Origin of the sequence: Nonomuraea sp. NPDC047897 (assembly GCF_043204415.1) — a bacterium.
In the GTDB taxonomy this organism is placed as follows: Bacteria; Actinomycetota; Actinomycetes; order Streptosporangiales; family Streptosporangiaceae; genus Nonomuraea.
In genome coordinates, this window is record NZ_JBIDCC010000015.1 from 29641 (window position 1) to 52954 (window position 23314).

Genomic DNA, 23314 nt, shown 5'->3' on the forward strand with positions numbered 1-23314 from the left:
ATGCCTCGACCAGCGACAAGCTGCGGAAATTCATAGTCTGCCCGACTTTATCGGCGTATTTGAATTATTTTCAGGTCTGTACGGTCACTGCTGGCGGCCCGTCAGGATCTGGCTGCCCCGGTCCACGGCGAACGGCTGGGTGGTGGGCTTGACCGTGTGCAGCGGCACCGCACCGCCCAGGGCCAGCTCCTCGTACGGCCGAGCCGTCGAACCCCACGTGCGGGCCGTCACGTCCGTCCTGGCCACCTTGGCCCCGTCCGGCAGGCCCTCGACGGTCAGGATGAACCGCGGCGGCCGGCCGGCCTGCACATCGTCCACGAACGTGCTCGCGCCGCCCAGCAGCTTGCCCGCCGTGTCGCGCAGCAGCGCGTTCACCACCAGGCTGCTCGCCGGGAGCTGGTACGGGTTGGCGACGTAGCCGGTGACCAGGTAGGAGCCGTCCTTCTGGCGCAGCGTCTGCACCCGTGTGACGGGGAACTGCTGGAAGGCCGAGGCGATGCGCGCCGCGGGCCGCCACTGGGCGGGCCGGTAGTCGATCGTCACCTTGGCGGGCTTCTGCGCGGCCGTGGCCTGCCCGGTGAAGGGCAGCGAGCCGCCCGGGGGCACGGCGTCCAGAGGCTGGTCCAGCCGGACGACCTCGCGCCCGCCGGCGTCGCGGGCGACCACGGTCGCCACCACGTGCTCGCCGAAGTGCCACGGGTTGCCGTTGGCGAGGACGCCCGCCCAGTTGACGACGTACCCGTCGGACGACTTGACGACGTTGGACACCTGCTCCTTGAGCGCGAGCGGTTTGAGCTGCTGCTTGGGCTGCTCCTCGGTCGAGCACCCGGCCAGGCAGATCGCGCCGAGTGCGAGGAGGCCGACGGTAAGGCTACGCGGGATCACTTTGCCGTGATAGCTCCTGCATGGGCACGGCTGGCACGGGACACGCGCCAGCCGTACCAACTCTTTAACGCGCGCGGACGACCCTGGACTCGTCCCAGACCGGATGTGGCGACTCGTAGACCCTGCCGTCGGAGCCGAACACGAGGTAGCGGTCGAAGTCGGCGGCGAACCACCGGTCGTGGGTCACGGCCAGCACCGTGCCGTCGAAGGCGTCGAGTCCGGCCTGCAGCGCCTCGGCGCTGGCCAGGTCGAGGTTGTCGGTCGGCTCGTCGAGCAGCAGCAGCGTCGCGCCCGACAACTCCAGCAGCAGGATCTGCAGGCGCGCCTGCTGCCCGCCGGACAGCGTGTCGAAGCGCTGTTCGGCGACCAGCCCGGCCAGCTCGTAGCGGGCCAGCCGCTTCATGGCCTGGCTCTTGTCCAGGGCGTGCTCGGACATCACGATGTCGACCGGCGTCCGGCCGAGCAGCTCGGGCCGGGCGTGCGTCTGCGCGAAGTGGCCGGGCACGACGCGCGCGCCCAGCCTGCCGACCCCGCCGTGGGCGACGGGCTCGCCCGCGAGCAGCCGCAGGAAGTGGCTCTTGCCCGAGCCGTTGGAGCCGAGCACGGCGACCCGCTCGCCGTACCAGACCTCCAGGTCGAACGGCCGCATCAGGCCGGTCAGCTCCAGCCCCTCGCAGATGACCGCGCGCTTGCCGGTGCGGCCGCCCTTGAGCCGCATGCTGATGTGCTGGTCGGCGGGGGCCGTCTCGGGCGGCCCGGCCTCCTCGAACCTACGCAGCCGGGTCTGGGCGGCGTGGTAGGCGGCGGCCATGCCGTCGTTGTAGCGGGCCTTGTTCTTCAGCATGTTGACCAGGGCCTTGATCTTGGCGTGCTCCTCGTCCCAGCGCCTGCGCAGCTCGTCGAGGCGTTCGTTGCGCGCCCGGCGCGCTTCGGCGTAGCCGGCGAACCCGCCGCCGTGGATCCACACGTTGCCCGCCTCGACGGTGACGATGCGGTCGGCGGCGTTCGCCAGGAGCTGGCGGTCGTGGCTGACCAGCAGGACCGTCTTGGGCGTCTCCCTGAGCTGCTGCTCCAGCCACTCCTTGCCGGGCACGTCGAGGTAGTTGTCGGGCTCGTCCAGCAGGAGCGCCTGGTCGGGGCCGCGCAGCAGCGCCTCCAGGACGAGCCGCTTCTGCTCGCCGCCCGACAGCGTGGACACCTCGCGGTACTTCACCCGGTCGTACGGCACGCCGAGGGCGGCGACGGTGCAGGTGTCCCAGAGCACCTCGATGTCGTAGCCGCCGGCGTCGGTGTAGTCGGTGATGGCCTGCGCGTAGCGCATCTGCGCCTTCTCGTCGTCGCGCTCCATCATGACCAGCTCGGCCTGCTCCAGCCGCGCCGCGGTCTCCCGCACCGCCGGCGGCGCCACGCTGAGCAGCAGGTCGTGCACGGTGCTGCCGTCGCGCAGCCCGCCCACGAACTGGCGCATCACGCCCAGGCCGCCGGAGCTGGTGACGGACCCCTCGACGGGCTGCAGATCGCCCGCGATCAGCCGCAGGAGCGTGGTCTTGCCGGCTCCGTTGGGTCCGACGAGCGCCGCCTTGACGCCCTCGCCGATCCGGAACGACACGTCGTTGAGCAGCGGCCGCCCGTCAGGCAGCACGTAGGTCAGATGGGCGATCTCGACGTGTGCCACGGTTCTTCCCCTCCTGCGGTCCTCGCGAAGGGTACACGCCGGTTTCGGGGACTGACATCCCATTTTCGCTGCTACGGCGTTGCATCACCCCCCGTGATCTCCCCTCGGAGAAGTCTTTCTGCATCTGCTGGAGATCGTCGAACGCAACCCCGCGGACACGGGATTCATCCCCCAGCCCAAGCGATGGGTGGTGGAGCAGAGCTACGGCATCCTCGCCCTGCACCGCCGACTGGTCCGCGACTATGAACACCGACTCGCCGACGAACCCGGGGTCGAGATCACGCACGCCTCCTCGGCTCCCGAACTCCCCGACCATCCCGCCTACCGTCACATTCTGCACAGCTTCGCCGACCTCGGCCGACCGCTACGAGTTCGCGACCTGTGCCAGGCCCTGGACTTGCCCATCGTCAAGAAGAACACCGAGAACATCCGCTCCAAGCTCAAACGCCTGGTCAGCCAGGGCATCCTCGTGGAGACCGAGCCGGGATTGTTCGCTCAGCCGCATCCCTAAAGACCCCGGCCCGGGCGTGACGTCGTCCATGGGCTGGCCCCCAGGGCGGTGGCGAGACGTGAAGCGAGCCTCGCGACGGCGGCACGCAGTTCCGGCCCGCCCTCGATGCGGAAGGGGAACGGCACGTTCGGCAGCCACTCCTGCGCGTACATCGTCGGATTGCTCGTGCTGCCGACGAGCACGCACCCGTCCCTCGACGGTTCGAGCCTTCCCATCGGCGGCCGGATCCAAGGCGCCACCTCGGCCAGGGGGGCGTCGAACACGACGCGCGTGGCGAATTCCCACCCGGTGCCCAAGTTCTCCTCCAGCGCTGCCACCGGGTCGAGGTCGTCGGGCGGCTCGAACGCGTGCGTACTCCGCTGAACCTGGCGGACGCGGTCGACCCGGTAGGTGCGGACGGCGTCCGCGTGGTGGGAGTAGCACAGCAGGTACCAGCGCCCGTGACGGACGACGACCGCCCAGGGGTCCACCTCAGCCTCCCACTGGTTGCCGGACTCGCTCCGGTAGGCGACCACCACGCGCCGCCGGTCTGCGATGGCGGACACGAGCGCGCTGGTGGTGGCGGGATCCGGACGGGCCGAGAACCGGTCGGGCGCCGCCGACGCATACTCACGCAGCGCCGCCGCCTGCCGTCCGATGTTCTCGGGCAGGGCCCGGATGACCTTGCCCAGGGCGGCGCCGACGAGGTCGCCGACGTCGGTGGCCGCCGGCTGGCCGTTGAGCACCGCCATGACCAGGCCAAGCGCCTCGGGTTCTGTGAAGGCGACCGGAGGCAGCCGCGTCCCGCGCCCGAGCCGGTACCCGCCATACGGGCCGCGGACCGACTCGACGGGGATGCCCGCCTCGCGGAGGATCCCGACGTACCGGCGCGCGGCCCGCTCGGTGACGCCCAGACAAGCGGCGAGCTCGCCGGCCGTCACGCCAGGGCGGGCCTGGAGGATCTCCATGGCGCGCAGAGCTCGTGCGGTGGGACTGAGATCGGTCGGCACACGAGCACATTACGAGGTCACGTAATGAACAGGAAGTAGACCGTCCGGAACTGGTCCTAGCCTGACGTCCTGACCGAGTTCCGTCCTCGCCGGAACGCGCTGAAGAAAGAGAACTGACCATGGATATCCTGCTCATCGCCGGCCTGTGGCTCGACGGATCCGCATGGGACGACGTCGTGCCCGTCCTTCAGGCGCTCGGCCACCGCCCCATACCGGTCACCCTGCCCGGCCAGGGTGACGGATCCGCCTCGGCCACTCTCGACGACCAGGTGGCAGCAGTGCTCGCCGCCGTGGAGTCGGCGTCAGGAAAGCCCATGGTAGTGGGGCATTCCGCCGCTTGCACCCTGGCCTGGCTGGCCGCCGACGCGTTCCCGGAGCGGGTGGCCAAGGTCGCGTTCATCGGCGGCTTCCCGGCCGCAGACGGGCAGCCCTACGCCGACTTCTTCGAGGTGAAGGACGGCGTCATGCCCTTCCCCGGCTGGGGTCCGTTCGAAGGACCGGACTCAGCTGACCTCGGCGAGGAGGCAAGGAGCGACTTCACGTCCGCGGCGATTGCCGTCCCCGCCGGAGTGACGAAGGGCGTGGTACGCATGGCGGATGAGCGACGGTTCGACGTACCCGTTCTCGTCGTGTGCCCCGAGTTCACCCCCGCCCAGGCTCAGGAGTGGATAGCCGCCGGTGACGTGCCCGAGCTGGCCAAGGCCAAACACCTCGACCTTGTGGACATCGACTCGGGCCACTGGCCCATGATCACACGGCCTGCCGAGCTCGCCCGGCTCCTGGCCGACGCCGCCCCTGAGGTCTGACACAGCTGCCGGCCATCGCTCCTCGCTGATCAGCCGGGTCAGCGTAGCGAGTCGCAGGACCCCAGCCACCTCAATGCGTGCGAAGTCCGCCGTCTCCAACCGGATCCGGCCGCTCAGGAACCCCTGCTGGACCTCCTGAGCAGTCTACGTTCCAGCCGTGATCGGAACGGGTGTCAGACGAGGGCGGTCTTGTAGAAGATGCTGACCTTCCTGGCCCCGGCGGCGCCGGAGGCGAGGCCGAGGCAGAGCCGGGGCCTGCCGCCGGCGAGTTGGATCGCCATGCCCTCGGGCTCGCGGTAGTCGAGCGACTTGCCCGCCTGGGTCAGCGCGCGCTGCACCTTGCGGCCGGTACGCAGGTCCACGCTGGTGATGTAGGTGTTGCCCGGCGCCGGGTTGGAGGGACCGTAGGCGCTGCCCTCCAGCAGGTAGAGGTGGTCGCCGTAGGCCGCGTAGCCCTGGAAGACGCCGAGGCCGGTCGGCTGGGCGACGTCGTACAGGGGCCGGTGGGAGCCCGATTTGACCGCCGACAGGGTGAAGACCGCGTAGCGGAAGCCGCCGTTCTTGCGGTAGCGCATGACGAGCCGGTTGGTGGAGGGGTCGATCGCGCAGGTGGTGTTGGTCGCGCCGGTCACCGGGGCGTAGCGGGTCACGCCGCCGGACGAGGGAATGATCGTCCGGCCGTTGGTGAAGGCGAACCTGGCCAGTCTGTTGCCCCAGGCGTTCGCGCCGTCCCGGATCGCGTTGGTCTCGGTCCACAGGTACGTCGTGCCGCCTGAGCGTTCCACGCCGATCTGGACGCCGTGCCCGAAGCCCATGAGGTACATGTGGCCGAGCACGGCGCCGCCGAGGCTGAGCTTGGTGAGGCACAGGTGGCCCGCCGCCGCGGAGCCGGACCCGTTCTTGACCTGCACGGCGTAGATGTGGCCGTGCGCGTTGTCGAAGGCGAACGACTGCAGGACGGTCTCGTCGCGCAGCGCCTTCTTCCAGATGAGGCTGGTGGCGGGCGCCGTCAGGTCGAACCGGCCGGCGGCGGCCGCGGCGGGCTCGCCGCCGACGAACGCCGTGGCTGCGGCTCCCGCGCCGGCCACGAGCAGACCGCGCCGGGTGATGGATGGCGACATATCAGGAATACTCCTGTTTCACAGCGGTTCCGGAAGCCCCACACCCTAGTGGCCCCGGCACGGGGCGGCCAAGCCCGCGATCAGGCGGCCCGGCGGGGGCACAACAGCCCCGCGAAGATCTCCACAACCGCCGCGACCAGCAGCGGAACCGCCGGATGCAGGCGGAGCAGGAGCGCCCCGAGCACGGCGCCGGCGAAGGTCGCGGCGACGGTGGCGAAGCGCCGGCCGGCCGTCTCCAGCGGCGCCGCCATGAACAGCCCGGCCAGCGACCGGGTCACCACCGTGGTGGGCAGGTCCTTGGCCGCCACCCGCAGCACGGTGGCGTTGCGCGCGCCCATCGCGACCGCGAGCACCACGATGACGGTGAACCGGTGCGGCTCCCTGTCGGCGGCCGTCGCCGGCAGGCCGACCGCGAGCAGCGCCGCGACCAGCAGGATCAGCCCTTCACCCGCGACGGCGAACCCCAGCCACCCGTCCCCTCGCCACCGGACCAGCACGCCGTGCGCCGCGTGCCCGGCGACGGCCCCGGCCGCGAACGCCCCCAGCGCCACGACCGGACCGGCCAGCGGGGCGGCGTCGGTGACCACCCCGAACCCGGCGAACAGCACGTTCCCGGTCATCACCGCGGTGAACACCCGGCCCAGCCCAAGAAAGCTGACGGCCTCCACCACTCCGGTGACGCCGGTCAGCAGCACCAGGATCACCGTCAGCCGCGACGGCCGCCTCCCCGCCGCGAAGGGCATCCCCTCTCCCTACCGGCGCGGCGGCCCGCGGTGAAGCCGCCGCACGGGCGCGTGAACCATTCCGGGGGCGGACGGTAACCGCAGGCGACCACATGCTCCCGACCCGGAAGGGTTCCATGAACAACTCGGGAAGGCGTCGAAGATCACGCCGCCCTGCTGACCCGGGGCACGGACGCGAGCAGGGTGAGCGCGGCGGCGAGCAGGTACGGCCAGCCGGCGCGCGGCGCGAAGCAGGCGCCCTCCCCCGCCACGGCGAGTGCGGGCAGGCATAGCAGGACGGCCGCGGCCAGAGCCGTCAGGCGGGTGGCGAGGATGCCCGTGGTGGCGGCGACGGCGCCCGCGCAGGCGACGGCCACGACCGGCACACCGAGAGCGTCCAGCGTCAACGCCTGATGGAGCGGCACGGGCATGAGCGGGCCGCAGGCCGGGGAGGGCGAGGCGGGGTCGAGACGGCTGTGGAGCAGCGGCCACAGGACCGCCCCGAGCGCGACCGTCCAGGTCAGGGCTGCCGGCGGCAGGCGAGGGCTCTCGGGAACGAAGGCGAGGGGGACAGGCGGGCGGGGTGGTCCGGCCGCCGGGCGGGCGGCCTGGAGCAGGGCGGCCGTAACGGCGAACGCGGCGATCGTGAGGCCGGCCGGCCGGGTCATGAAGGCGGGGAGCGGGTCGGCGAGCTCGACGAGGAGGGCGGCCAGGAGGAGGGGCAGGGTGAGCGCCAGGCCCGCGCTCCGCAGCCGGGCCGGCCGCCAGAGGGCGAGCAGCGCCAGCGCGGCCGGCAACAGGATGCCGCCCCAGAGGTGAACCGCTCCGACGGCGCGCCAGGGCCAGGGCGGCTCGGGCGGCGGCGCGTCGGCGAACCAGCCGAAGGAGACCTCGTTCGGCTGCAGGGCGGCGAGCGTCGGCGCCGCTGCGGCGAGCACCGCGCACACCGTGAGCATGCGCGCCGTACGTGGAAGCAAGGGGGACGCCTCGGGCAGACGGCAGGAAGGGTCGACGATACCGGAGGGCCCCGGCCGGGCCCGATCAGCCGTGCAGCAGTTGGTGCTGGAGAGCGGTGACCGCCGCTCCCCTGGCCCATTCGTTGAAGGCGAACGGTTTGACCACCACCCGGACGGGAGTGGAAGTCCAGTGGGTGTGGCGGGCGAGCGCGGCCTGGAAGGCGTCGGCGCACACCGCGTACATGTGGACGGCCTCGCCGGACAGGATGACCAGCTCCGGGCCGGTGATGTTGGCGACGGTGGCCACGACCTGCCCCAGCGCGGACCCGGCTTCGTCGAGCACGCGGCGGGCGACCGGGTGGCCGTCGCGGGCCAGGGCGAGGCAGTCGTCGAAGGTGAGCTCGGGCCGGTCGAGCGTGCCGGCCACGGAGCGGCGGATGGCGGGTGAGCTGACGTAGGCGCGCGCGCAGCCGCGGTGGCCCAGCTCGCACATCGGGCCCCGGTCACGACGCCCGCCTCGACCTACCTGATCGGCGTGGAGATCGACCCGGCGACCGGGGAGGCGGCGCCCCTGCAGAAGTACTGGGGGCCGAGGCTGTCGGTCGAGGCCGCCCGCCAGGCCGTGACCGCGAGCGGCGGCCCGGCCACCCCGCAGGGGGCGCGCCGGCACGTCTCCAGCTTCTCCGCCCCTGTCGAGGTCGAGGAGCTGCTGCCGGTCGACGGCGGCAAGCGGTGGGGGTCGCCGTCGCTGCAGGTCTCCTTCGACCACACGCGCTCGCTCGAACTCCGCCACGCCGGGTCGAGCGTGCACGACGAGGGAGCCGGCGCCGAACGGCTCGACGTCGTGCTGCGCGACGCCTGCCACCCGTTCGAGGTGGTGCTGTCGATCCGCGCCCGCGAGGACACCGACGTGATCGAGCGCTGGACCACCGTCCGGCACCTGGCCGGGGCGGAGCCCGTGGCCATCGGCATCACCCGGCTCGACTCCGGGAGCTGGTTCGTTCCCGACGCGTCCGCCTACCGCTACAGCGGCGCCTTCGGCGCCTGGGCGGAGGAGTTCCAGCTCCAGCGGGGACCGCTGCCCGTCGGGGAGCTCGTCTTCACCAGCCGCCAGGGCATCACCAGCCACCAGGCGAACCCCTGGGTGATGATCGACGCCGGTGAGGCGGTCGAGGAGCACGGCGAGGTGTGGGGCGTGGCCCTGGCCTGGAGCGGGAGCTGGCGGCTGACCACCACGCACCGGCCGGAGGGCGGCGTCGCGATCTCGGCCGGTTTCGGACACGAGGGACTGCGCTGGACGCTCGAACCGGGCGCGGAGCTGAGCAGCCCGCCGGTGCTCGGGCTGTACACGGCGGGCGGGTTCGGCGCGGCCAGCCGGTCCTGGCACGACTACACGCGCCGGCACGTCCTCCCCGTCACCGACGAGGAACGGCCGGTGCTCTACAACTCCTGGGAGGCCACCTGGTTCGACGTCACGGAGGCCGGCCAGCTCGCCCTCGCCGAACAGGCGGCCGCGATCGGCGTCGAGCTGTTCGTCGTCGACGACGGCTGGTTCGGCGACCGTGACGACGACACGCGGTCCCTGGGCGACTGGTGGCCGCACCGCAAGCGGTTCCCGAACGGCCTGCGCTCCCTGATGGACGGGATCCGCGGCCTCGGGATGCGGGCCGGCCTCTGGGTCGAGCCGGAGATGGTCAACGCCGACAGCGAGCTGTACCGCGCCCACCCCGACTGGATCCTGCGCATGGACCGGCGGCGGCGCGACGAGAAGCGCCAGCAGCTCGTGCTGAACTTCGCCCGCGACGACGTGCGCGAGTGGGCGTTCGGCTGGCTCGACGAGCTGGTCACCGAGCTCGACCTGGACTATCTCAAGTGGGACATGAACCGGCCGTTCACCCAGGCGGGCTGGCCCGAGCTGGGCGCGGGCCAGGACCGGCTGTGGATCGACTACACGCGCAACGTCTACCAGGTGATGGCCCAGCTGCGGCAGGCCCATCCCGGGCTGCGGATCGAGTCCTGCTCCGGCGGCGGCGGCCGCGTGGACCTCGGCATCCTGCGGCACACGGACGAGTTCTGGCCGTCCGACAACACCGACGCCCGTGACCGGCAGGCGATCCAGCACGGCTTCTCCCAGCTCTACCCGCCGAACACGATGTCGGCCTGGGTCACCGACTCCCCCAACCCCACCACCGACCGGCTGATGCCGCTCCGCTACCGCTTCCACGTGGCCATGGCGGGCGTGCTCGGCGTCGGCGGCGACCTCACCACCTGGTCGGCGGCCGAGCTGGCCGAGGCGGCGGAGCTGGTCGAGCAGTACAAGTCGGTGCGCCGGGTCATCCAGCACGGCCGGCTGTACCGGCTGGCCGGCACGCCGGGGCGGGAGCGCTCGGCCGTGCAGTACGTGCTGGGCGACGACGTCGTGGCCCTCGTCTACAACCCGGCGAGCGATGCCAAGCGGGGTCCGCGCCGGCTGCGGCTGGCCGGTCTCGACCCCGAGGCCCGGTACGAGGTGGTGCACGGCGGCGACGCGCCGGACGCGGCGCCCGGCCGGCTGGTCCGGGGATCGCACTGGTACGGCTCGGCGCTCATGGCCGTGGGCGTCCGGCCCGCCGCCTGGGAACCGGTGGGCGCCGACTACCGCAGCGACCTGGTGGTGCTGAGGAGGGTGCGCGCCTGAACCGATCGGCGGGGCGGGCTGGACATCAAGTCATCTGATGACTAGAACTGTACGCAACACCCCCGCTTAAGGACACGCGATGACACGCTTCCGGTCCGCCCTCATCCCGCTCACCCTCACGCTCACCACGTTCACCGCCTTACCGCAGCAGGCCGTCGCCGCCCCGCCCAAGCCGGTGCCGTCGGCGGCGGCCCAGCCCTCCCAGACCCAGCCCTCCCAGACCCAGCCCGCCCAGACCCAGCCCGCCCAGACCCAGCCCGCCCAGACCCAGCCCGCCGACGCGCGGCCCCCGTCCTCGTGCGCGCGCACCGTGCGCGGCGCCGCCGTCAACACCCGGCTGACCAGCCTGTTCACCGCGTACGGCAACGACAACAGCCGGACGGACGACTGGACCGGAGCCGACGGCACCTACTCGCTGCGCCTGCCGAGCGGCCGCGAGCTGTGGATCTTCTCCGACACCTTCCTCGGCCGGGTCAACCCCGACGGCTCCCGGCCGCCGGTGGTAGGCGAGGGCGGCGACACCGTCTTCCTCAACAACAGCTTCGCCGTCGAGAAGAAGGGCCGGCTGTCCACCATCCACGACGGCACACCCGCGGCCCCCACCGCCGTCATGCCGCCGCGCGACCGTGACCACTGGTACTGGGCCGGCGACGCCACACTGGCCGGCAACGTCGTGGAGGTCACCTACCAGGAGTACGAGCGCTTCGGCACCGGCGCGTGGGACTGGCGCTGGCACCGCAACGTGGTGGCCAGGTTCGCGCCCGGCCGGCTCGAACGGCCGATCGGCGTGCACCCGCTGCCCTCCGGGCACGGCGTGGCCTGGGGCTCCGGCATTCTGGAGCACCGGGGCCACACCTACGTGTACGGCGTCGAGGACCACGGCTCGCCCAAGTACATGCACGTCGCCCGGGTCAAGGGGCGCAGCCTGCTCGGCCGGTGGGAGTATCTGAAGGCCGACGGCACCTGGTCGGCGAACGAGACCGACTCGGCCCGCGTCATGAGCGGCGTGGCCAACGAATACAGCGTGACCAGGATGGGCGGCGGCTACGTGCTCATCACCCATGACACGACCGAGCCGCTGAGCGCGAAGATCGTGGCCTACTTCTCGTGCTCCCCGGCCGGGCCGTTCACCGGCAAGCAGCACGTCTACACCACCCCGGAGACGGGCGGGAACATCTTCACCTACAACGCCCACGCCCACCCGCAGATCTCGGGCGCCGGGCTGGTCGTGTCCTACAACGTCAACAGCTTCGTCAACACCGACCACTACCGTGACGTCTCCATCTACCGGCCGCGTTTCCTCGACGTGACGTTCGAGTGAGCCGCAACTGGGCGGCCCGCCTGCGGCCCGTCGTGCTCGACGGGCTGCGGGCGGTCGTGCTGGAGAACGAGCGGCTGCGGGTCACCGTCGTGCCGGGCAAGGGCGGCGACGTCGTCGAGTTCCTGGACAAGCGGAGCGACACCGACTTCGTCTGGCTCTCCCCGCAGGGCCTGCGCGACCCGGCCGGGCACCTGCGGGGCGCCGGCGACGACGTGGCGCTGTTCACCGACGACTACGAGGGCGGCTGGCAGGAGTGCTTCCCCAACGGCGGCGCGCCCAGCGAGTACCGGGGCGCGCGGCTGGCGCAGCACGGCGAGGTGGCGGGGCTGCCCTGGGCGGCCGAGGTGGTGGCCGACCGCGAGGACGAGGTGGCGGTCCGGCTGAGCGTCCGCACCCGGCGGATGCCGTACCTGCTGGAGAAGACGTTCCGGCTGCGGTCGGGCACGGCCGTGCTGGAGGTGGAGGGACGCGCCACGAACGAGTCGGACGTCCCGCTGCACGCCATGTGGGGGCAGCACCTCGTGTACGGCCGGCCGTTCCTGCGGCCGGGCGCGCGCATCCGGCTGCCCGAGGGCCTCACCGTCGTCCCGCACGACGGCGCGATCACCCCGCCGGAGCGCAGGGTCCTGGCCGGCGGGCCGTGGCGGTGGCCGGTCGTGCCCGCCCACGGCGGCGGCGAGGTGGACCTGAGCGTGGTGCCCGAGCCGGGGACGCCGAGTGACATCGTCTACCTGACGGGGTTCGCCGCCGAGGGCTGGTACGAGGTCACCGGAGACGGCCCCGGCCTGCGGGTGGAGTGGGACGCCACGGTCATGCCCTGGCTGTGGATGTGGCAGGAGCTGGGCGCCTCCACCGGCCACCCCTGGTGGGGGCGGGCCTGGACGGTGGGGCTGGAGCCGTTCGCCGGCATGCCGACGAACGGCCTGGCGGAGGCGGTCGCCAACGGCACCGCGCTCACCCTGGGCCCGCGCGGGACGAGACGGATGTGGCTGAGGGCGGAGGTGCTGGCATGACGGAGTTCGCCGGGAAGGTGGCGCTGGTCACAGGCGGTTCGATGGGGATCGGGCGCGCGGTGGTGGACCGGCTGGCGGGCGGCGGGGCGTCCGTGGTGTTCTGCGGCGCCGACGCGGAGGCGGCGTTCGACAGCGAGCACGTGGCGGGCGTCGTCGCCGACGTGCGGCGGGCGGGCGACATGCGCGACCTGGCCGACCTGGCCGTCACCAGGTACGGCGGGCTGGACATCGTGGTGACGTGCGCCGGCGTGCAGCGGTACGGCACGGTCGAGGACACCCCGGAGGACGTCTGGGACGAGGTGCTCGACATCAACCTCAAGGGCGTCTACCTGGCCTGCAAGGCGGCCGTCCCGCATCTGCGGGCGCGCGGCGGCGGGTCCGTCGTGCTGATGTCGTCGGTGCAGGCGTTCGCCTCGCAGGCACGGGTGGCCGCCTACACCGCGAGCAAGGCGGCGCTGAACGGCCTGACCCGGGCCATGGCCCTCGACCACGCGGCCGACGGCATCCGGGTGAACGTGGTGTGTCCCGGCTCGGTGGACACGCCGATGCTGCGCTGGGCGGCCGACCTGTGGCGGGGGCCGCTGTCGCAGGAGGAGCAGGTGGCGCGGTGGGGCGCCGCCCATCCGCTGGGCCGGGTGGCCAGGGCGGCGGAGGTGGCCGAGCTGGTGGCGTTCCTGGCGGGGCCCCGCTCGTCGTTCATCACCGGAGCGGAGCACCGGGTGGACGGCGGGCTGCTGGCGCGCAACCCGGCCGCCCTCCCGGAGTGACCGCCTACACCTCGCCGCTGACCGTGGGGTCGGCGAAGCGCTCGTTGGGGACGCCGGCGTACCAGCCGGGCCGCCCCGGGTCGCGGTCGTAGGGGTAGCCGCCCACCTCCTTGTACAGCTCGGCGTAGCGGGCCACCCGGTCGGGGTCGAGCCGCACGCCGAGCCCCGGCCCCGTGGGCACCGGGATGGCGCCGTCCGTGTAGGCCAGCTTGCCGCCCTGGATCACGTCGTCGCGGAGCTGGTGGTAGTGGGCGTCGGCCGCGTAGGTGAGGTTGGGCAGCACCGCGCCGAGGTGCAGCATGGTGGCGAGCTGGACGCCCAGCTCGCCGGAGGAGTGCACGGCCACCCCGAGCTGGAACGTCTCGCACACCCCGGCCGCCTTCACGCACGGTCGGATGCCGCCCCAGAAGGTGGTGTCCAGCAGCACCACGTCGGCGGCGCGGCGCAGCACGTTGGAGGCGAGCTGCTCGAAGTTGACGACGACGGTGTTGGTGGCGAGCGGCACCCGCACCTGCTCGCGCACCGCGCGCAGCCCTTCGAGCCCCCAGACGGGGTCCTCCAGGTAGTCGTTGTCGAGCCCCTCGATCGCCCGGCCGAACCGCAGCCCCTCGGCCAGCGACAGCACCGCGTTGGGGTCGTAGCGCAGCCGGTCGCCGGGAAAGGCGTCGGCCAGCGCCCGGTAGCACTCCAGCTCGTAGTCCGGCGGGAACACGCCGCCCTTCAGTTTGTGCACGGTGAATCCGTGCTCCCGCTTCAGCGTCCGGGCGTGCTCGACGAGCTGGCCGGGGGTGCGGATCTCGGCCTGCCCGTCGGCCGGGTAGCGGAAGAACAGGTAGGACGCGAACGGCACGGCGTCCCGGACGCGTCCGCCGAGCAGGTCGCAGGCGGGCACGCCGAGGTGCTGCCCCACGAGGTCGATGCAGGCGAACTCGACGGCGGCCAGGAGCTGGGTGCGGTTGTTGTACAGCGACGCCGTCGGGTTGGCGATCTTGAAGCGGAGCGTTTCGAGCTGGACCGGGTCGTGGCCCTTCAGGTACGGCACGAGTGCCCGGAAGGCCGCCTCGGCGCTCTCGCCGCCGCCGCCCATCTCCCCCAGGCCGACGAGCCCGTTGTCCGCCTCGACCTCGACGAGCGTGCGGATGAACCGGCCCCAGTGGGCGCCGTTGCTGTGCCGCAGCGGCGCCTCCAGCGGGACGGCGACCGTGGTGGCCCGGATGTCGACGATCTTCACTGGCACGTCCCCCAGATCGCGGCCACGCCGCACGCGGGCAGCCGTACGGTGACCGTCTCGCCGGCCACCTCGACCGGCCGGCGGCCGCGGTGCAGTCCCGGGCTGACCTCGGCCGAACGCAGGCCGGGGACGGTCACCGTCGCCTCGACGGGCTCGGCGGCCAGCGACTGGAGCCGCACCACCCGTTCCTCCCCGGCCCGGCCGATCGAGGTGATCAGCACGTCGGGGTGGTCGACGGAGGCGTAGGTCCGGGTGGGGTCGGCGGCCGGGCCGCGGAGCAGGACACCCGCGAACGGGTCGGTCAGCCCGGCGGCAGCCTGGACGCCGAGCCGCCTGCCGTCGGCGCCGGCCGCCGATGTGACCGCGTAGCGGAACGTCGTCTCGCCCTGCTGCTGCGCCGGGAAGTTGGTGTCCCAGATGTTGTTCAGCGCCCACGAGTAGACCGTGCCGTCCTCCTGGTCGAGCGTCGGCGGGAACGGCGCGTACGGCATGTGGATGGTGCCGAGCTGCACCAGCGGCGCCTCCAGCGTGGCCCAGGCGATGGTCAGCTCCGGGTCGTCGAAGGCGATCCAGTGCCGGATCGGCAGCATGTACGCGGCCGACCCCGGCACCTGGGGCACGTCGGGCCCGCCGACGCCGCCGGTCAGTTCCCACGCGGTCGCCGGGCCGGTGGCGAAGGGGAAGGCGAGGAAGACGGCCTCCTTGGCCGGGGTGCCCTGCTTGGCGAGCTGGTAGGTGAGATCGACGCGGGGGACGCCGCGGTGCAGCTCGATGGTGGTGCGCAGCCAGTCGACCCCCTTGCCGCGCAGCTCGACGACGAGCCGCTCGCTGACGGCCGTGCGCTGGGCCTTGACGATCGTGGCGTGGGTGCCGACGGCCCGGTCGCCGAGCAGGGTCCTGTCGTGCGCGCCGACGTGGCCGGACAGGTGGTTGAAGTGCGGGGCGGTGGCGTAGCGGTCGTAGACGTACTGGCCGAACCCGGCCGCCGCCTCGCCGTTGACCAGCTCGCGGCCGGCCCGCTTGTCGAAGACCGAGCCGACGCAGCCCTCCCCGACGTCGTACGTCACCCGGTAGAACTCGTTCTCGATCACTCCGCCGAGGTCGAGCGCGACCGGCTCGGGGGCCCGGCGCTCGCCCGGCACCACGTCCACCCGGACATGGCCGTGGCCCGGCACGTCCGGCACGACGGCGTGCAGGTGCCGCCCGATCGGGCGGGTCGGCCAGTCGTCGGGGTGCACGTACTCCTCGTGGTGGGCCAGGGTCCGGCCCGTCCGGGCGTCCACCAGCGTGATCGGCACGTCGGCCGGCACCACGTCCCGCGGCAGGAACGCCCTGACCACGTCGGTCCGCCCGCCCGTGCCCGGGTTGAACACGGCGAACGACGCGAGCGTCCCGTCCACCGGCTCTCCCGACAGCGCCGCGCCGAACCGCCGGGCGGCGGCGTGCAGCAGGTCGGCCGCGTCGTCCTGGGCGTCGTAGGCGCCCGACGACTTGCGGGTCCACTGCAGGCCGCCGGAGTCGCCGGCCTCCTCGGCGTCCTCCCACGGGTTCGCGGCGCCCCAGGTGTGCTCGTTGAACAGCGCCACCTTGTCGTAGGCCGCGTCGATCGGCCCGGTGGCGTCGGCTCCGGCCAGCGTGTGCAGCGTCTCGGCGGCCCGCAGCGCCGACTGCGCGCGCCGCACGTAGCCGAGCGGGCGGGCGCCCGAGCCGAGCCCGTCGGCCCACCAGTCGGTCCAGTCGCCCTCGTGCACGGCCAGCCGGTCGAGGTGGTGCTCCTCGACGTGCCGGAAGAAGTCGCTGTTGACCGCCGAGCGCAGCCGCGGGTAGGCCCACCGCTCGTTCCAGGTGCGGACGATCGAGGCGGGCATGATCGACGGCCCGGCGTTGTCGGCGTGCGCGCCCTGCACCCGCAGGTGCAGCGCGTCCAGCTCGTACGGCTCGCGCGGCGCGTCCGGCCCCTGCCAGCCGAACGTGCCCGGCCCGTACGGGTAACCGCGCGTGGCCAGGGCGGCCAGGTAGCGCGGCAGCAGGTCGTCGGCCAGCTCGTAGGAGTCGGTCAGGCCGACCGTGTTGCCCTCCATGTACGCCATGCCGTGCGGCGTGTCGGTGAACCACACCAGCAGCTCGTTGCCGCTGGGCGCCCGCCACCGGAACGGCCGGGTCAGCTTGTCGCCCCCGTGCAGGTAGGGCACCGACCGGCCGGCCCAGTTGTGCGCGGCGGCGAGGTAGCGCACCCCGGCCGCGTCGAGCGCGTCCACCAGCCCGACGACGGCGCCGGGCACGTCGGTGTGCATGGCCGAGGTGGTGGCGAAGCCGTGCCGGTCGAGCAGCTCGGTGGTGAAGCGGAGCTGGCGGTAGAGCTCCTCGGTCGAGCACGCCTCGGTGTGCAACTGGAACGGCAGCGCGGTCACCTCGATGACCCCCTCGCGGGCCAGCGCGGCGAACGCCGCCACCTGCTCGGCGGGCCGGGCGGCGAGCCAGCGCAGCGCGGGCATCGACGACTCGACCGTCCAGCGGAACCTCGCGTCGTCCGGCCAGGAGGCCGTCTCCCCCGCGAGCCGGACGGCGGCGTCGAGGTAGTCGAGGTGGTGGCGCAGCACCGTGCCCTGCGGGTCGGTGTAGCCGATGTCGAGGTGCGAGTGGTGGACGACGAACACGTTCCACTTGCGCTGCGGCGTCACCGTGACCTGGGCGGTGCCGACCAGCCCCTCGTCGTCGCGCGACTCCAGCGTGTACGTGCGCGGCGCCGTCACCTCCGGCACGAGCAGCGTGACGTCGTCGCCGGTGGCGCTGTCCACGCCGACCAGCACGTGCGTCAGCGGCCGCGTGCTGGACACCCGGACCGCCTGGCGGCCGTCGTGGGTGAACAGCGGCAGCACCGCGACCCGTACCTCCAGCCCGCGCAGGCGGATCACGGGGGTCGAGGTGTCGTCGCGCAGCGCCTGCCTGATCCCGTCGTAGTCGGGGGAGCCCAGGCTCCGCTGCAGCAACCGGCTGGTCAATTCAGACACTCCCTAGGGACAGGCCCCTGGCGAAGAGGCGCTGGGTGGCGAGGAACAGCACGACCGTGGGCAGCGAGCAGACGAGCCCCGCGGCCAGCCCGACGGGCACCGGGGTGCCCGCGTACACGTCGGTCATCAGGCCGGCCAGCGCCGTCATGACCGGCCGCACGTCCGCGGTCGTGGTCAGCGTCAGGCCGAAGATCAGGTCGTTCCAGATGAAGGTGAACTCCAGGATGAACACGGCGGCGAGCGCGCTGGTGGAGATCGGCAGGTAGACGCGCCAGAAGATCCGCCAGGTGGAGGCGCCGTCCATCCGCGCCGCCTCGAAGATCGAGAACGCGACCCCGCTGTAGAAGTTGCGCAGCACGAACGCGGCCAGCGGCACGTTGATCGCCGTGTAGACGAGGATCATGCCGAGGCGCGTGTCGTACAGGCCGGCGTCGCTGTAGCCGACGAACAGCGGCACGAGCAGCATCTGCGACGGGAAGACGGTGCCGCCGAAGAGGAGCAGGAACCACCAGAAGCCGTGGCGCAGCCGCAGCACCACGATGGTGTACCCGGCCAGCGCCCCGATCATGACCCCGAGCAGCGGCGAGACGACGCTGTAGAGGGCGGTGCTGGCCAGGCTGTCACCCAGGTCCGCGCGGTCCAGGGCGGTGGCGAAGTTGGTGAACAGCGCGAAGTCCCCCGGCGGCGCCCACGCCCGGGACGGGTCGTAGGACGCCGCCGGCCGGGAGGCGTTGACGAGCAGCAGGTAGGTGGGCCCGAGCCAGACCAGCCCGAGCACGATCAGCACGGCACGCCGGATCATCGCACCTGCCTCCTGAGGTAGAGGTAGGAGGCGAGCCCGGTGACGACCGTCAGCAGCACCGCGACCGCCGAGCCGTAGCCGTAGTCGCTGGCCACGAACGTCTCCTTGTACATGGTCACCGCGAGCGTCTCGGAGTTGCGGCCCGGCCCGCCCTGCGTCATCACCCAGACGATGTCGAACGTCTTCAGGCTCGCCACCAGCGCCAGCCCGACCACGACGGCGGTCAGCGGCCTCATCAGCGGCCAGATGACGTGCCGGAACAGCCGCCACCCGCCCGCGCCGTCGAGCCGGGCCGCCTCGATGGGCTCCTTGGGGATCGACTGGAGGCCCACCACGAACAGCAGCGTGTTGACGCCGAGCTGCTGCCAGGTCCACACCAGCAGCATGGACAGCGTGTTGGCCGGCGCCTCCTGCAGGAACGCGGTGTCGACGCCGAGCAGCGCGTTGGCGACGCCGCCGTGCGACAGGACCGGGCTCCACACCATGGCGAGCCCGGCGCCGCTCAGCGCGTACGGCAGCATGAACGGCACCCGGTACCACGCGCCGCCCCTGATGTCGTAGGACAGCACCGCCACCAGCAGGCCCAGGCCGACCGGCAGGATCATGGTGCCGGCCACCCAGAGCAGGGTGTTGCGGGTGGAGGTGAGCAGCGCCGGGTCGTCGAGCAGCTTGGCGAAGTTGGCCAGGCCGGCCCACTCGGGCGCGGCCAGCCCGTCGTAGCGGGTCAGGCTCAGGTACGCCGTCCACACGAACGGCGCGTACAGCAGCACCGCGACCAGCAGCGCGGCGGGAGCGACGTACCCGTACCGGAACCGGCCCAGCATCGGCGCACGGGTCACTGGTGCGTGCTCCAGTACTCGTCGGCCTCCTTCTGGATCGTCTCCAGGACCTCCTTGTAGGTGCCGGGCTCGGTGACGAACTTGCCGAAGCCGTCGAGCGCGGCCGTCAGGATGGGCGGCGGGGTGGCCTCGAAGTACCGGTTGACGAGGCGGTACTTGCCGCCGCCCGCGTCCTTGGTGATCTGGCCGAGCGCCTCGTCCTTGATGGTGACCTTGGGGTTGGCGCTGACGTCCCCGCGGGTGCTGGCCCACTTGTCCTGGGCCTCGGCGGTGGTCCACCACGCGAGGTACTTCGCGCTCGCCTCGGGGTCGGCGGCCTTGGTGAGCGAGCACAGCGGGCCGCTCTCGAAGATGACGGAGGTCTTGGGCAGGGCGGGGTTGACGTTGGGGATCACGAAGAAGCCGTAGTCGGCGCCGGCCTTGAGGTCGCGCTGGGTCATGCTGGTGTTGAACCAGGTGCCGAACGAGACCATCGCGGCCTTGCCGGTCTTCATCACGTCGCCCGGGTCCGTCTTGTCACCCGGGTTCATGAAATATCCGGCGTCGATGAGCTCCTTCCATTTCTCCATCACCTGGACCACGCCCGGATCGGTGTACTTGGCCTTGCCCGTGGACAGCCGGTCGTACAGGTCGGGGTCCATGCCGGCCATGAGCTGCTCGAACCAGACGAAGGAGAACAGCACGCTGGTGTGGTAGAAGGGCGTGACACCGGCCTTCTTCAGCGTGGCGGCGGCCTTGACGAGGTCCTCCCAGGTGGCGGGCGGTTGCAGGCCGTGCTCGTCGAAGATCTTCTTGTTGTAGAACATGCCCCAGTACGCGACGTTCATCGGCACGCAGTACTGCTTGCCGCCGATCGTGTAGTAGGGCATCAGGTCGGGCGACAGGTCACCGCCCTTGATCGCCTGCTGCCAGACTGCCGTGGTCTCGGCCACCTGCCCCTGCTTGACGACCTCCTCCAGCATGCCCCCGGTCTGCCAGGTGAACAGGTCCGGCTTGACGTTCGTCCGGAACGACGCCTTGATGAACGCCTGGTACTGGGCGGAGTCGGTGTAGCCCGTCGGCTTCATGCCCAGGCCGATCTTCTGCTTGGACAGCGCGCCCATCTCGTCGAAGAACGCGGTCCAGGCGCCCTTGTCGTTGTAGAGCGTCAGCTCGGTCTTCTTCTGCTGGGTGGCGGCTCCGTTGCCGCCGCAGGCGGCTACCAGCAGGGCGAGCACGCCGAACGTGGCCATGCGTGACCGGATCATGCCCCGGCCTCCTTGTTTCACTTGGGGGGGTGGTGCAACCTCTGTTCGATGACCGTCTTGACGTCCGCCAGGTGAGCCCGCATACGCTCCTCGGCCGCCGTGGCGTCGCCCGCCACGATGGCCCGCAGGATCGCGTGGTGTTCGTCGTGGTCGCGGCGCCGGTCGTCGAAGATCTGCAGGATCTCCCGCTGCTCGGGCCCGTGCACGGTGAGCAGCGAGTCGACGACCTCGTGCAGGACGCTGTTGCCGGCCAGCCGGGCGGTGGCCCGGTGGAAGGTCATGTTCGCCTCGTGCAGCTCGGCGTCCTCGCCACGCAGGTGGGTGGCGGCCTCGGCGAGCACCCGTTCCAGCGCCGCGAGGTCGTCGCCCCGCGCCCGCCGGGCGGCCATGGCGGCCAGCGGCGGCTCGATGACGATGCGGGCGTCCAGCAGTTCGAGGAGCTGGGCGCCCGCCATCTCGCGCATGTTGGGGTTGGGCAGCACGATGCGTTCGATGGCGGGGCCGACGTAGATGCCCGACCCGTGCCGCATCTCGATGGCGCCGGTCGCCTCCAGCCGGCGCAGCGCCTCGCGCAGCGTCGGGGTGGTGACGGCGAAGCGCTGGGACAGCTCCCTGGTCGAGGGCAGGCGGTCGCCCGGTCGGTGCCCGCCCGTGCGGATGAGGTCGAGCATGCGCTCGGTCAGGGCGTCGGAAAGGGTCGGCCGCGTTACCTCGGACATATCAAGTCATCTAATCACTTACCGGCACGCCCGTCTATGCCCGGAGTGATGCGGAAGTCGGCCGGCCGTCAGCGGCCCGCCCGCTCCAGGAGGTCGAGCATCTGCTGGATCTGCGCCCGGCGCGACGCCTGAACCTGGGCCGCCCAGCGCGTCACCTCCGGGCTGGCCCCGCCGGCCACCTCGGACCCGGCCATCTGGACGGCGTCGTCCTGGTGGGCGATGAGCAGGTTGAGGAAGTCGCGCTCCACGTCCTTCGACCTCCTGAGCGCGGCGATGCGCTCCCTGTCGGTCTCGGGCATGCCGCCGTGGTGGTCGTGCGCGTCCGAGGCGGGTGTCAGCGGCTGGTCCCAGGCGTGCAGCCAGCGCAGCATCATCTCGACCTCGCTCTGCTGCGTGGCCGCCACGGCCGAGGCCAGCGTCCGCACCTCGGGCGTCGCGCCCCGGTCGGCGCCCACCCGGGCGATCTCGATGCCCTGCCGGTGGTGCTGCACCATCATCTGCACGAACATCACGTCCTGCGCGTTGACGGGGTCGCCGCCCGCAGGCTCGGCGGGCCCGCAGGCGGCCAGCAGGGCTGCCGCGAAAAGGCCGAGCAGCGCCGCTACGCGCCGCACAGCGTCAGGCGCGCTTCCAGAGAGCGGGCACGTTCGGCGGCTCCCATCCGGCCAGGGCGGTGTGCGCCTGCTGGCAGGTGTAGCTCACGCCGCCGTACGTCACCTGGTCGCCCGGCCCGTAGGCGGTGCCGGCCTTCCAGGTGCCGCCCGGCTGTGACGTCGGGGTCGGGGTCGGGGTCGGCGTGGGGGTCGGTGTGGCTGTGGGGGTGGGGGTCGGTGTGGGGATGGGGTTGCCGCCTCCGCCGCCGAAGTCCACGTCGGAGCAGGTGTAGAACGCCTCGTTGCTGCCGACGACGCGTTGCCAGATCGAGTAGAGGACGTGCCGGCCGCTGCGCTGTGGCAGGTTGATCGTCCAGTTGGTGAACGTGGTGGGGTTCTGGTTGTTGAAGGTCCTGATGTGGACCAGGTCCGACCACCTGAGCGGCATGGTCGGGTTCCAGCCCTCACGGGTGAGGTAGAACTCGAAGTTGCTGTTGGCGTGCGGGGCCGAGGCGTGGTAGGTCAGCGTGAAGTCGCCCGGCCTGACCTGGGTGGCCGGCCAGTCGGCCCGCTGCAGGTCCAGGCCGCGATACTTGTCGCGCCCGGCGCTGCACAGCTTGCCGTCGGGGATCAGCTCGCGGTGCCGCCCGCCCGCTTCGAGGAGCGAAACCTCGTTCCAGTCGTAGAACGGCTGCGAGCCGGCGGCCGCGACGGCGGCCTTGCAGGCGGCCGACCTGGGCGCCTCGGGGCCCTCGTTCTTGCAGACGTAGACGCGGCTGGGCGGGTTGGACATCGTGCCGTGGGCGCTCGCCGCCGAGGCGGGAAGCAGGGCCAGCACGCCGCCGGCGGCCATGGCCGCGGCGATCGTCGTCTTGCGCACCTGTTACTCCCTGGGGGGTGTACGGGAATAAAAAGGAAACCTTCCTAAGAGTTAATCATTTCTGACAACCGCGCAAGCGATTCCGGTCAGAACGCTCCCCCGCCGCTCACCCTGCTTCCCTGGCGCCCCTCGCCGCTCAGCCGGTGTAGAGGACGGCGTCGATCTCGATGTCGAACCCGCTCAGCGCCACCGGGATCGTGGTGCGGGCCGGCAGGTTCTCGGTGCCGAAGAACTCCACGTAGATCTCGTTCAGCTCCGCGAAGTGGGCGAAGTCGCTCACGTAGATCCCCACCCGGACGGCCTGCGACAGATCGGCGCCGGCGGCCTCGGCGACCTTGGCGAGGTTCGTGAACGCCTGACGGGCCTGCTCGGCGAACGAGCCGCGCACCCACGTGCCGTCGGGCAGCACCGGGCAGGCGCCGGCCAGGTAGACGTGGTCGCCGGCGACCACGGCCTGCGAGTACGGGCCGCCGGGCGGGGCGGCCTCGGGGGTGTTGACGACGCGCTTGGGCATGTCGGGTCAGCCTCCTGTGACGTGAGCCCTCCGCC

22 protein-coding genes are annotated in these 23314 nt (G+C 72.0%); 6 read left to right on the forward strand and 16 right to left on the reverse strand.

Annotated elements, in window-relative coordinates:
- Positions 1–84 precede the first annotated feature (84 nt).
- The gene (locus tag ACGF0J_RS29930) at positions 85–885 is read right to left on the reverse strand and encodes a hypothetical protein (protein WP_393151066.1); all 801 of its coding nucleotides are present in this window, start codon (positions 883–885) and stop codon (positions 85–87) included.
- A gap of 64 nt (positions 886–949) precedes the next feature.
- Complete coding sequence (locus ACGF0J_RS29935) at positions 950–2560, reverse strand: ABC-F family ATP-binding cassette domain-containing protein (RefSeq protein ID WP_393151068.1); 1611 nt, start codon at positions 2558–2560, stop codon at positions 950–952.
- 190 nt (positions 2561–2750) lie between these two features.
- Here ACGF0J_RS29935 and ACGF0J_RS29940 point away from each other — a divergent pair, with 190 nt between their 5' ends.
- Positions 2751–3071 (forward strand): hypothetical protein, encoded by a 321-nt coding sequence (locus tag ACGF0J_RS29940; RefSeq protein ID WP_393151070.1) that lies wholly within the window; start codon positions 2751–2753, stop codon positions 3069–3071.
- Here ACGF0J_RS29940 and ACGF0J_RS29945 read toward each other — a convergent pair.
- A complete protein-coding gene (locus ACGF0J_RS29945; protein ID WP_393151072.1) occupies positions 3068–4060 on the reverse strand; it encodes a helix-turn-helix transcriptional regulator in 993 nt (330 codons plus the stop codon). The two genes, ACGF0J_RS29940 and ACGF0J_RS29945, sit on opposite strands and share 4 nt — an antisense overlap.
- A 119-nt stretch (positions 4061–4179) precedes the next feature.
- Between ACGF0J_RS29945 and ACGF0J_RS29950 the strand changes: the two genes are divergently transcribed.
- On the forward strand, positions 4180–4866 hold the full coding sequence (locus ACGF0J_RS29950) for an alpha/beta fold hydrolase (RefSeq protein WP_393151074.1): 687 nt from the start codon (positions 4180–4182) through the stop codon (positions 4864–4866).
- A 173-nt stretch (positions 4867–5039) separates the two neighbouring features.
- On the opposite strand, the gene ACGF0J_RS29955 is transcribed toward ACGF0J_RS29950, so the two are convergent.
- From ACGF0J_RS29955 to ACGF0J_RS29970, 4 genes are all read right to left on the reverse strand, one after another.
- Complete coding sequence (locus ACGF0J_RS29955; RefSeq protein WP_393151075.1) at positions 5040–5987, reverse strand: teichoic acid biosynthesis protein C; 948 nt, start codon at positions 5985–5987, stop codon at positions 5040–5042.
- A gap of 80 nt (positions 5988–6067) precedes the next feature.
- Complete coding sequence (locus ACGF0J_RS29960) at positions 6068–6730, reverse strand: DUF1275 family protein (RefSeq protein WP_393151077.1); 663 nt, start codon at positions 6728–6730, stop codon at positions 6068–6070.
- A 143-nt stretch (positions 6731–6873) separates the two neighbouring features.
- Positions 6874–7686 (reverse strand): hypothetical protein, encoded by an 813-nt coding sequence (locus tag ACGF0J_RS29965; protein ID WP_393151079.1) that lies wholly within the window; start codon positions 7684–7686, stop codon positions 6874–6876.
- A 64-nt stretch (positions 7687–7750) separates the two neighbouring features.
- Entirely contained in the window at positions 7751–8158 is a 408-nt protein-coding gene (locus ACGF0J_RS29970; protein ID WP_393151081.1) for an ROK family protein, read from the reverse strand.
- On the opposite strand from ACGF0J_RS29970, the gene ACGF0J_RS29975 reads away from it, so the two are divergent.
- The 4 genes from ACGF0J_RS29975 (at position 8141) to ACGF0J_RS29990 (ending at position 13443) form a co-directional block, all read left to right on the forward strand.
- Positions 8141–10342 carry an alpha-galactosidase gene (locus tag ACGF0J_RS29975; protein WP_393151083.1) on the forward strand — a complete coding sequence of 734 codons (2202 nt, stop codon included), beginning with the start codon at positions 8141–8143 and terminating at the stop codon, positions 10340–10342. The two genes, ACGF0J_RS29970 and ACGF0J_RS29975, sit on opposite strands and share 18 nt — an antisense overlap.
- A gap of 79 nt (positions 10343–10421) precedes the next feature.
- Positions 10422–11663 carry a DUF4185 domain-containing protein gene (locus ACGF0J_RS29980; RefSeq protein WP_393151085.1) on the forward strand — a complete coding sequence of 414 codons (1242 nt, stop codon included), beginning with the start codon at positions 10422–10424 and terminating at the stop codon, positions 11661–11663.
- Positions 11660–12676 (forward strand): DUF4432 family protein, encoded by a 1017-nt coding sequence (locus ACGF0J_RS29985; protein ID WP_393151087.1) that lies wholly within the window; start codon positions 11660–11662, stop codon positions 12674–12676. Before ACGF0J_RS29980 ends, ACGF0J_RS29985 begins: the two co-directional genes overlap by 4 nt.
- Positions 12673–13443, forward strand: coding sequence for an SDR family NAD(P)-dependent oxidoreductase (locus tag ACGF0J_RS29990; protein ID WP_393151089.1), 771 nt, complete (start codon positions 12673–12675; stop codon positions 13441–13443). The genes ACGF0J_RS29985 and ACGF0J_RS29990 overlap by 4 nt, the downstream gene beginning before the upstream one ends.
- A gap of 4 nt (positions 13444–13447) precedes the next feature.
- On the opposite strand, the gene ACGF0J_RS29995 is transcribed toward ACGF0J_RS29990, so the two are convergent.
- The 9 genes from ACGF0J_RS29995 to ACGF0J_RS30035 all read right to left on the reverse strand — a co-directional run bounded on the left by ACGF0J_RS29995 (position 13448) and on the right by ACGF0J_RS30035 (position 23279).
- The gene (locus tag ACGF0J_RS29995; protein ID WP_393151091.1) at positions 13448–14674 is read right to left on the reverse strand and encodes an enolase C-terminal domain-like protein; all 1227 of its coding nucleotides are present in this window, start codon (positions 14672–14674) and stop codon (positions 13448–13450) included.
- Positions 14671–17676: a hypothetical protein gene (locus ACGF0J_RS30000; RefSeq protein ID WP_393151093.1), complete on the reverse strand. Its 3006-nt coding sequence runs from the start codon at positions 17674–17676 to the stop codon at positions 14671–14673. Before ACGF0J_RS30000 ends, ACGF0J_RS29995 begins: the two co-directional genes overlap by 4 nt.
- 1 nt (position 17677) lies before the next feature.
- Entirely contained in the window at positions 17678–18487 is an 810-nt protein-coding gene (locus ACGF0J_RS30005; RefSeq protein WP_393151095.1) for a carbohydrate ABC transporter permease, read from the reverse strand.
- Complete coding sequence (locus tag ACGF0J_RS30010; RefSeq protein WP_393151097.1) at positions 18484–19326, reverse strand: carbohydrate ABC transporter permease; 843 nt, start codon at positions 19324–19326, stop codon at positions 18484–18486. The genes ACGF0J_RS30005 and ACGF0J_RS30010 overlap by 4 nt, the downstream gene beginning before the upstream one ends.
- Positions 19323–20573: an ABC transporter substrate-binding protein gene (locus ACGF0J_RS30015; protein WP_393151099.1), complete on the reverse strand. Its 1251-nt coding sequence runs from the start codon at positions 20571–20573 to the stop codon at positions 19323–19325. Before ACGF0J_RS30015 ends, ACGF0J_RS30010 begins: the two co-directional genes overlap by 4 nt.
- A 17-nt stretch (positions 20574–20590) precedes the next feature.
- Positions 20591–21292, reverse strand: coding sequence for a FadR/GntR family transcriptional regulator (locus ACGF0J_RS30020; protein ID WP_393151101.1), 702 nt, complete (start codon positions 21290–21292; stop codon positions 20591–20593).
- 68 nt (positions 21293–21360) lie between these two features.
- Positions 21361–21906, reverse strand: coding sequence for a DUF305 domain-containing protein (locus ACGF0J_RS30025; protein ID WP_393151103.1), 546 nt, complete (start codon positions 21904–21906; stop codon positions 21361–21363).
- Between the two features lie 4 nt (positions 21907–21910).
- Complete coding sequence (locus ACGF0J_RS30030; RefSeq protein WP_393151105.1) at positions 21911–22765, reverse strand: lytic polysaccharide monooxygenase; 855 nt, start codon at positions 22763–22765, stop codon at positions 21911–21913.
- A gap of 136 nt (positions 22766–22901) precedes the next feature.
- Positions 22902–23279 carry a RidA family protein gene (locus ACGF0J_RS30035; RefSeq protein ID WP_393151107.1) on the reverse strand — a complete coding sequence of 126 codons (378 nt, stop codon included), beginning with the start codon at positions 23277–23279 and terminating at the stop codon, positions 22902–22904.
- Positions 23280–23314: the final 35 nt, after the last annotated feature.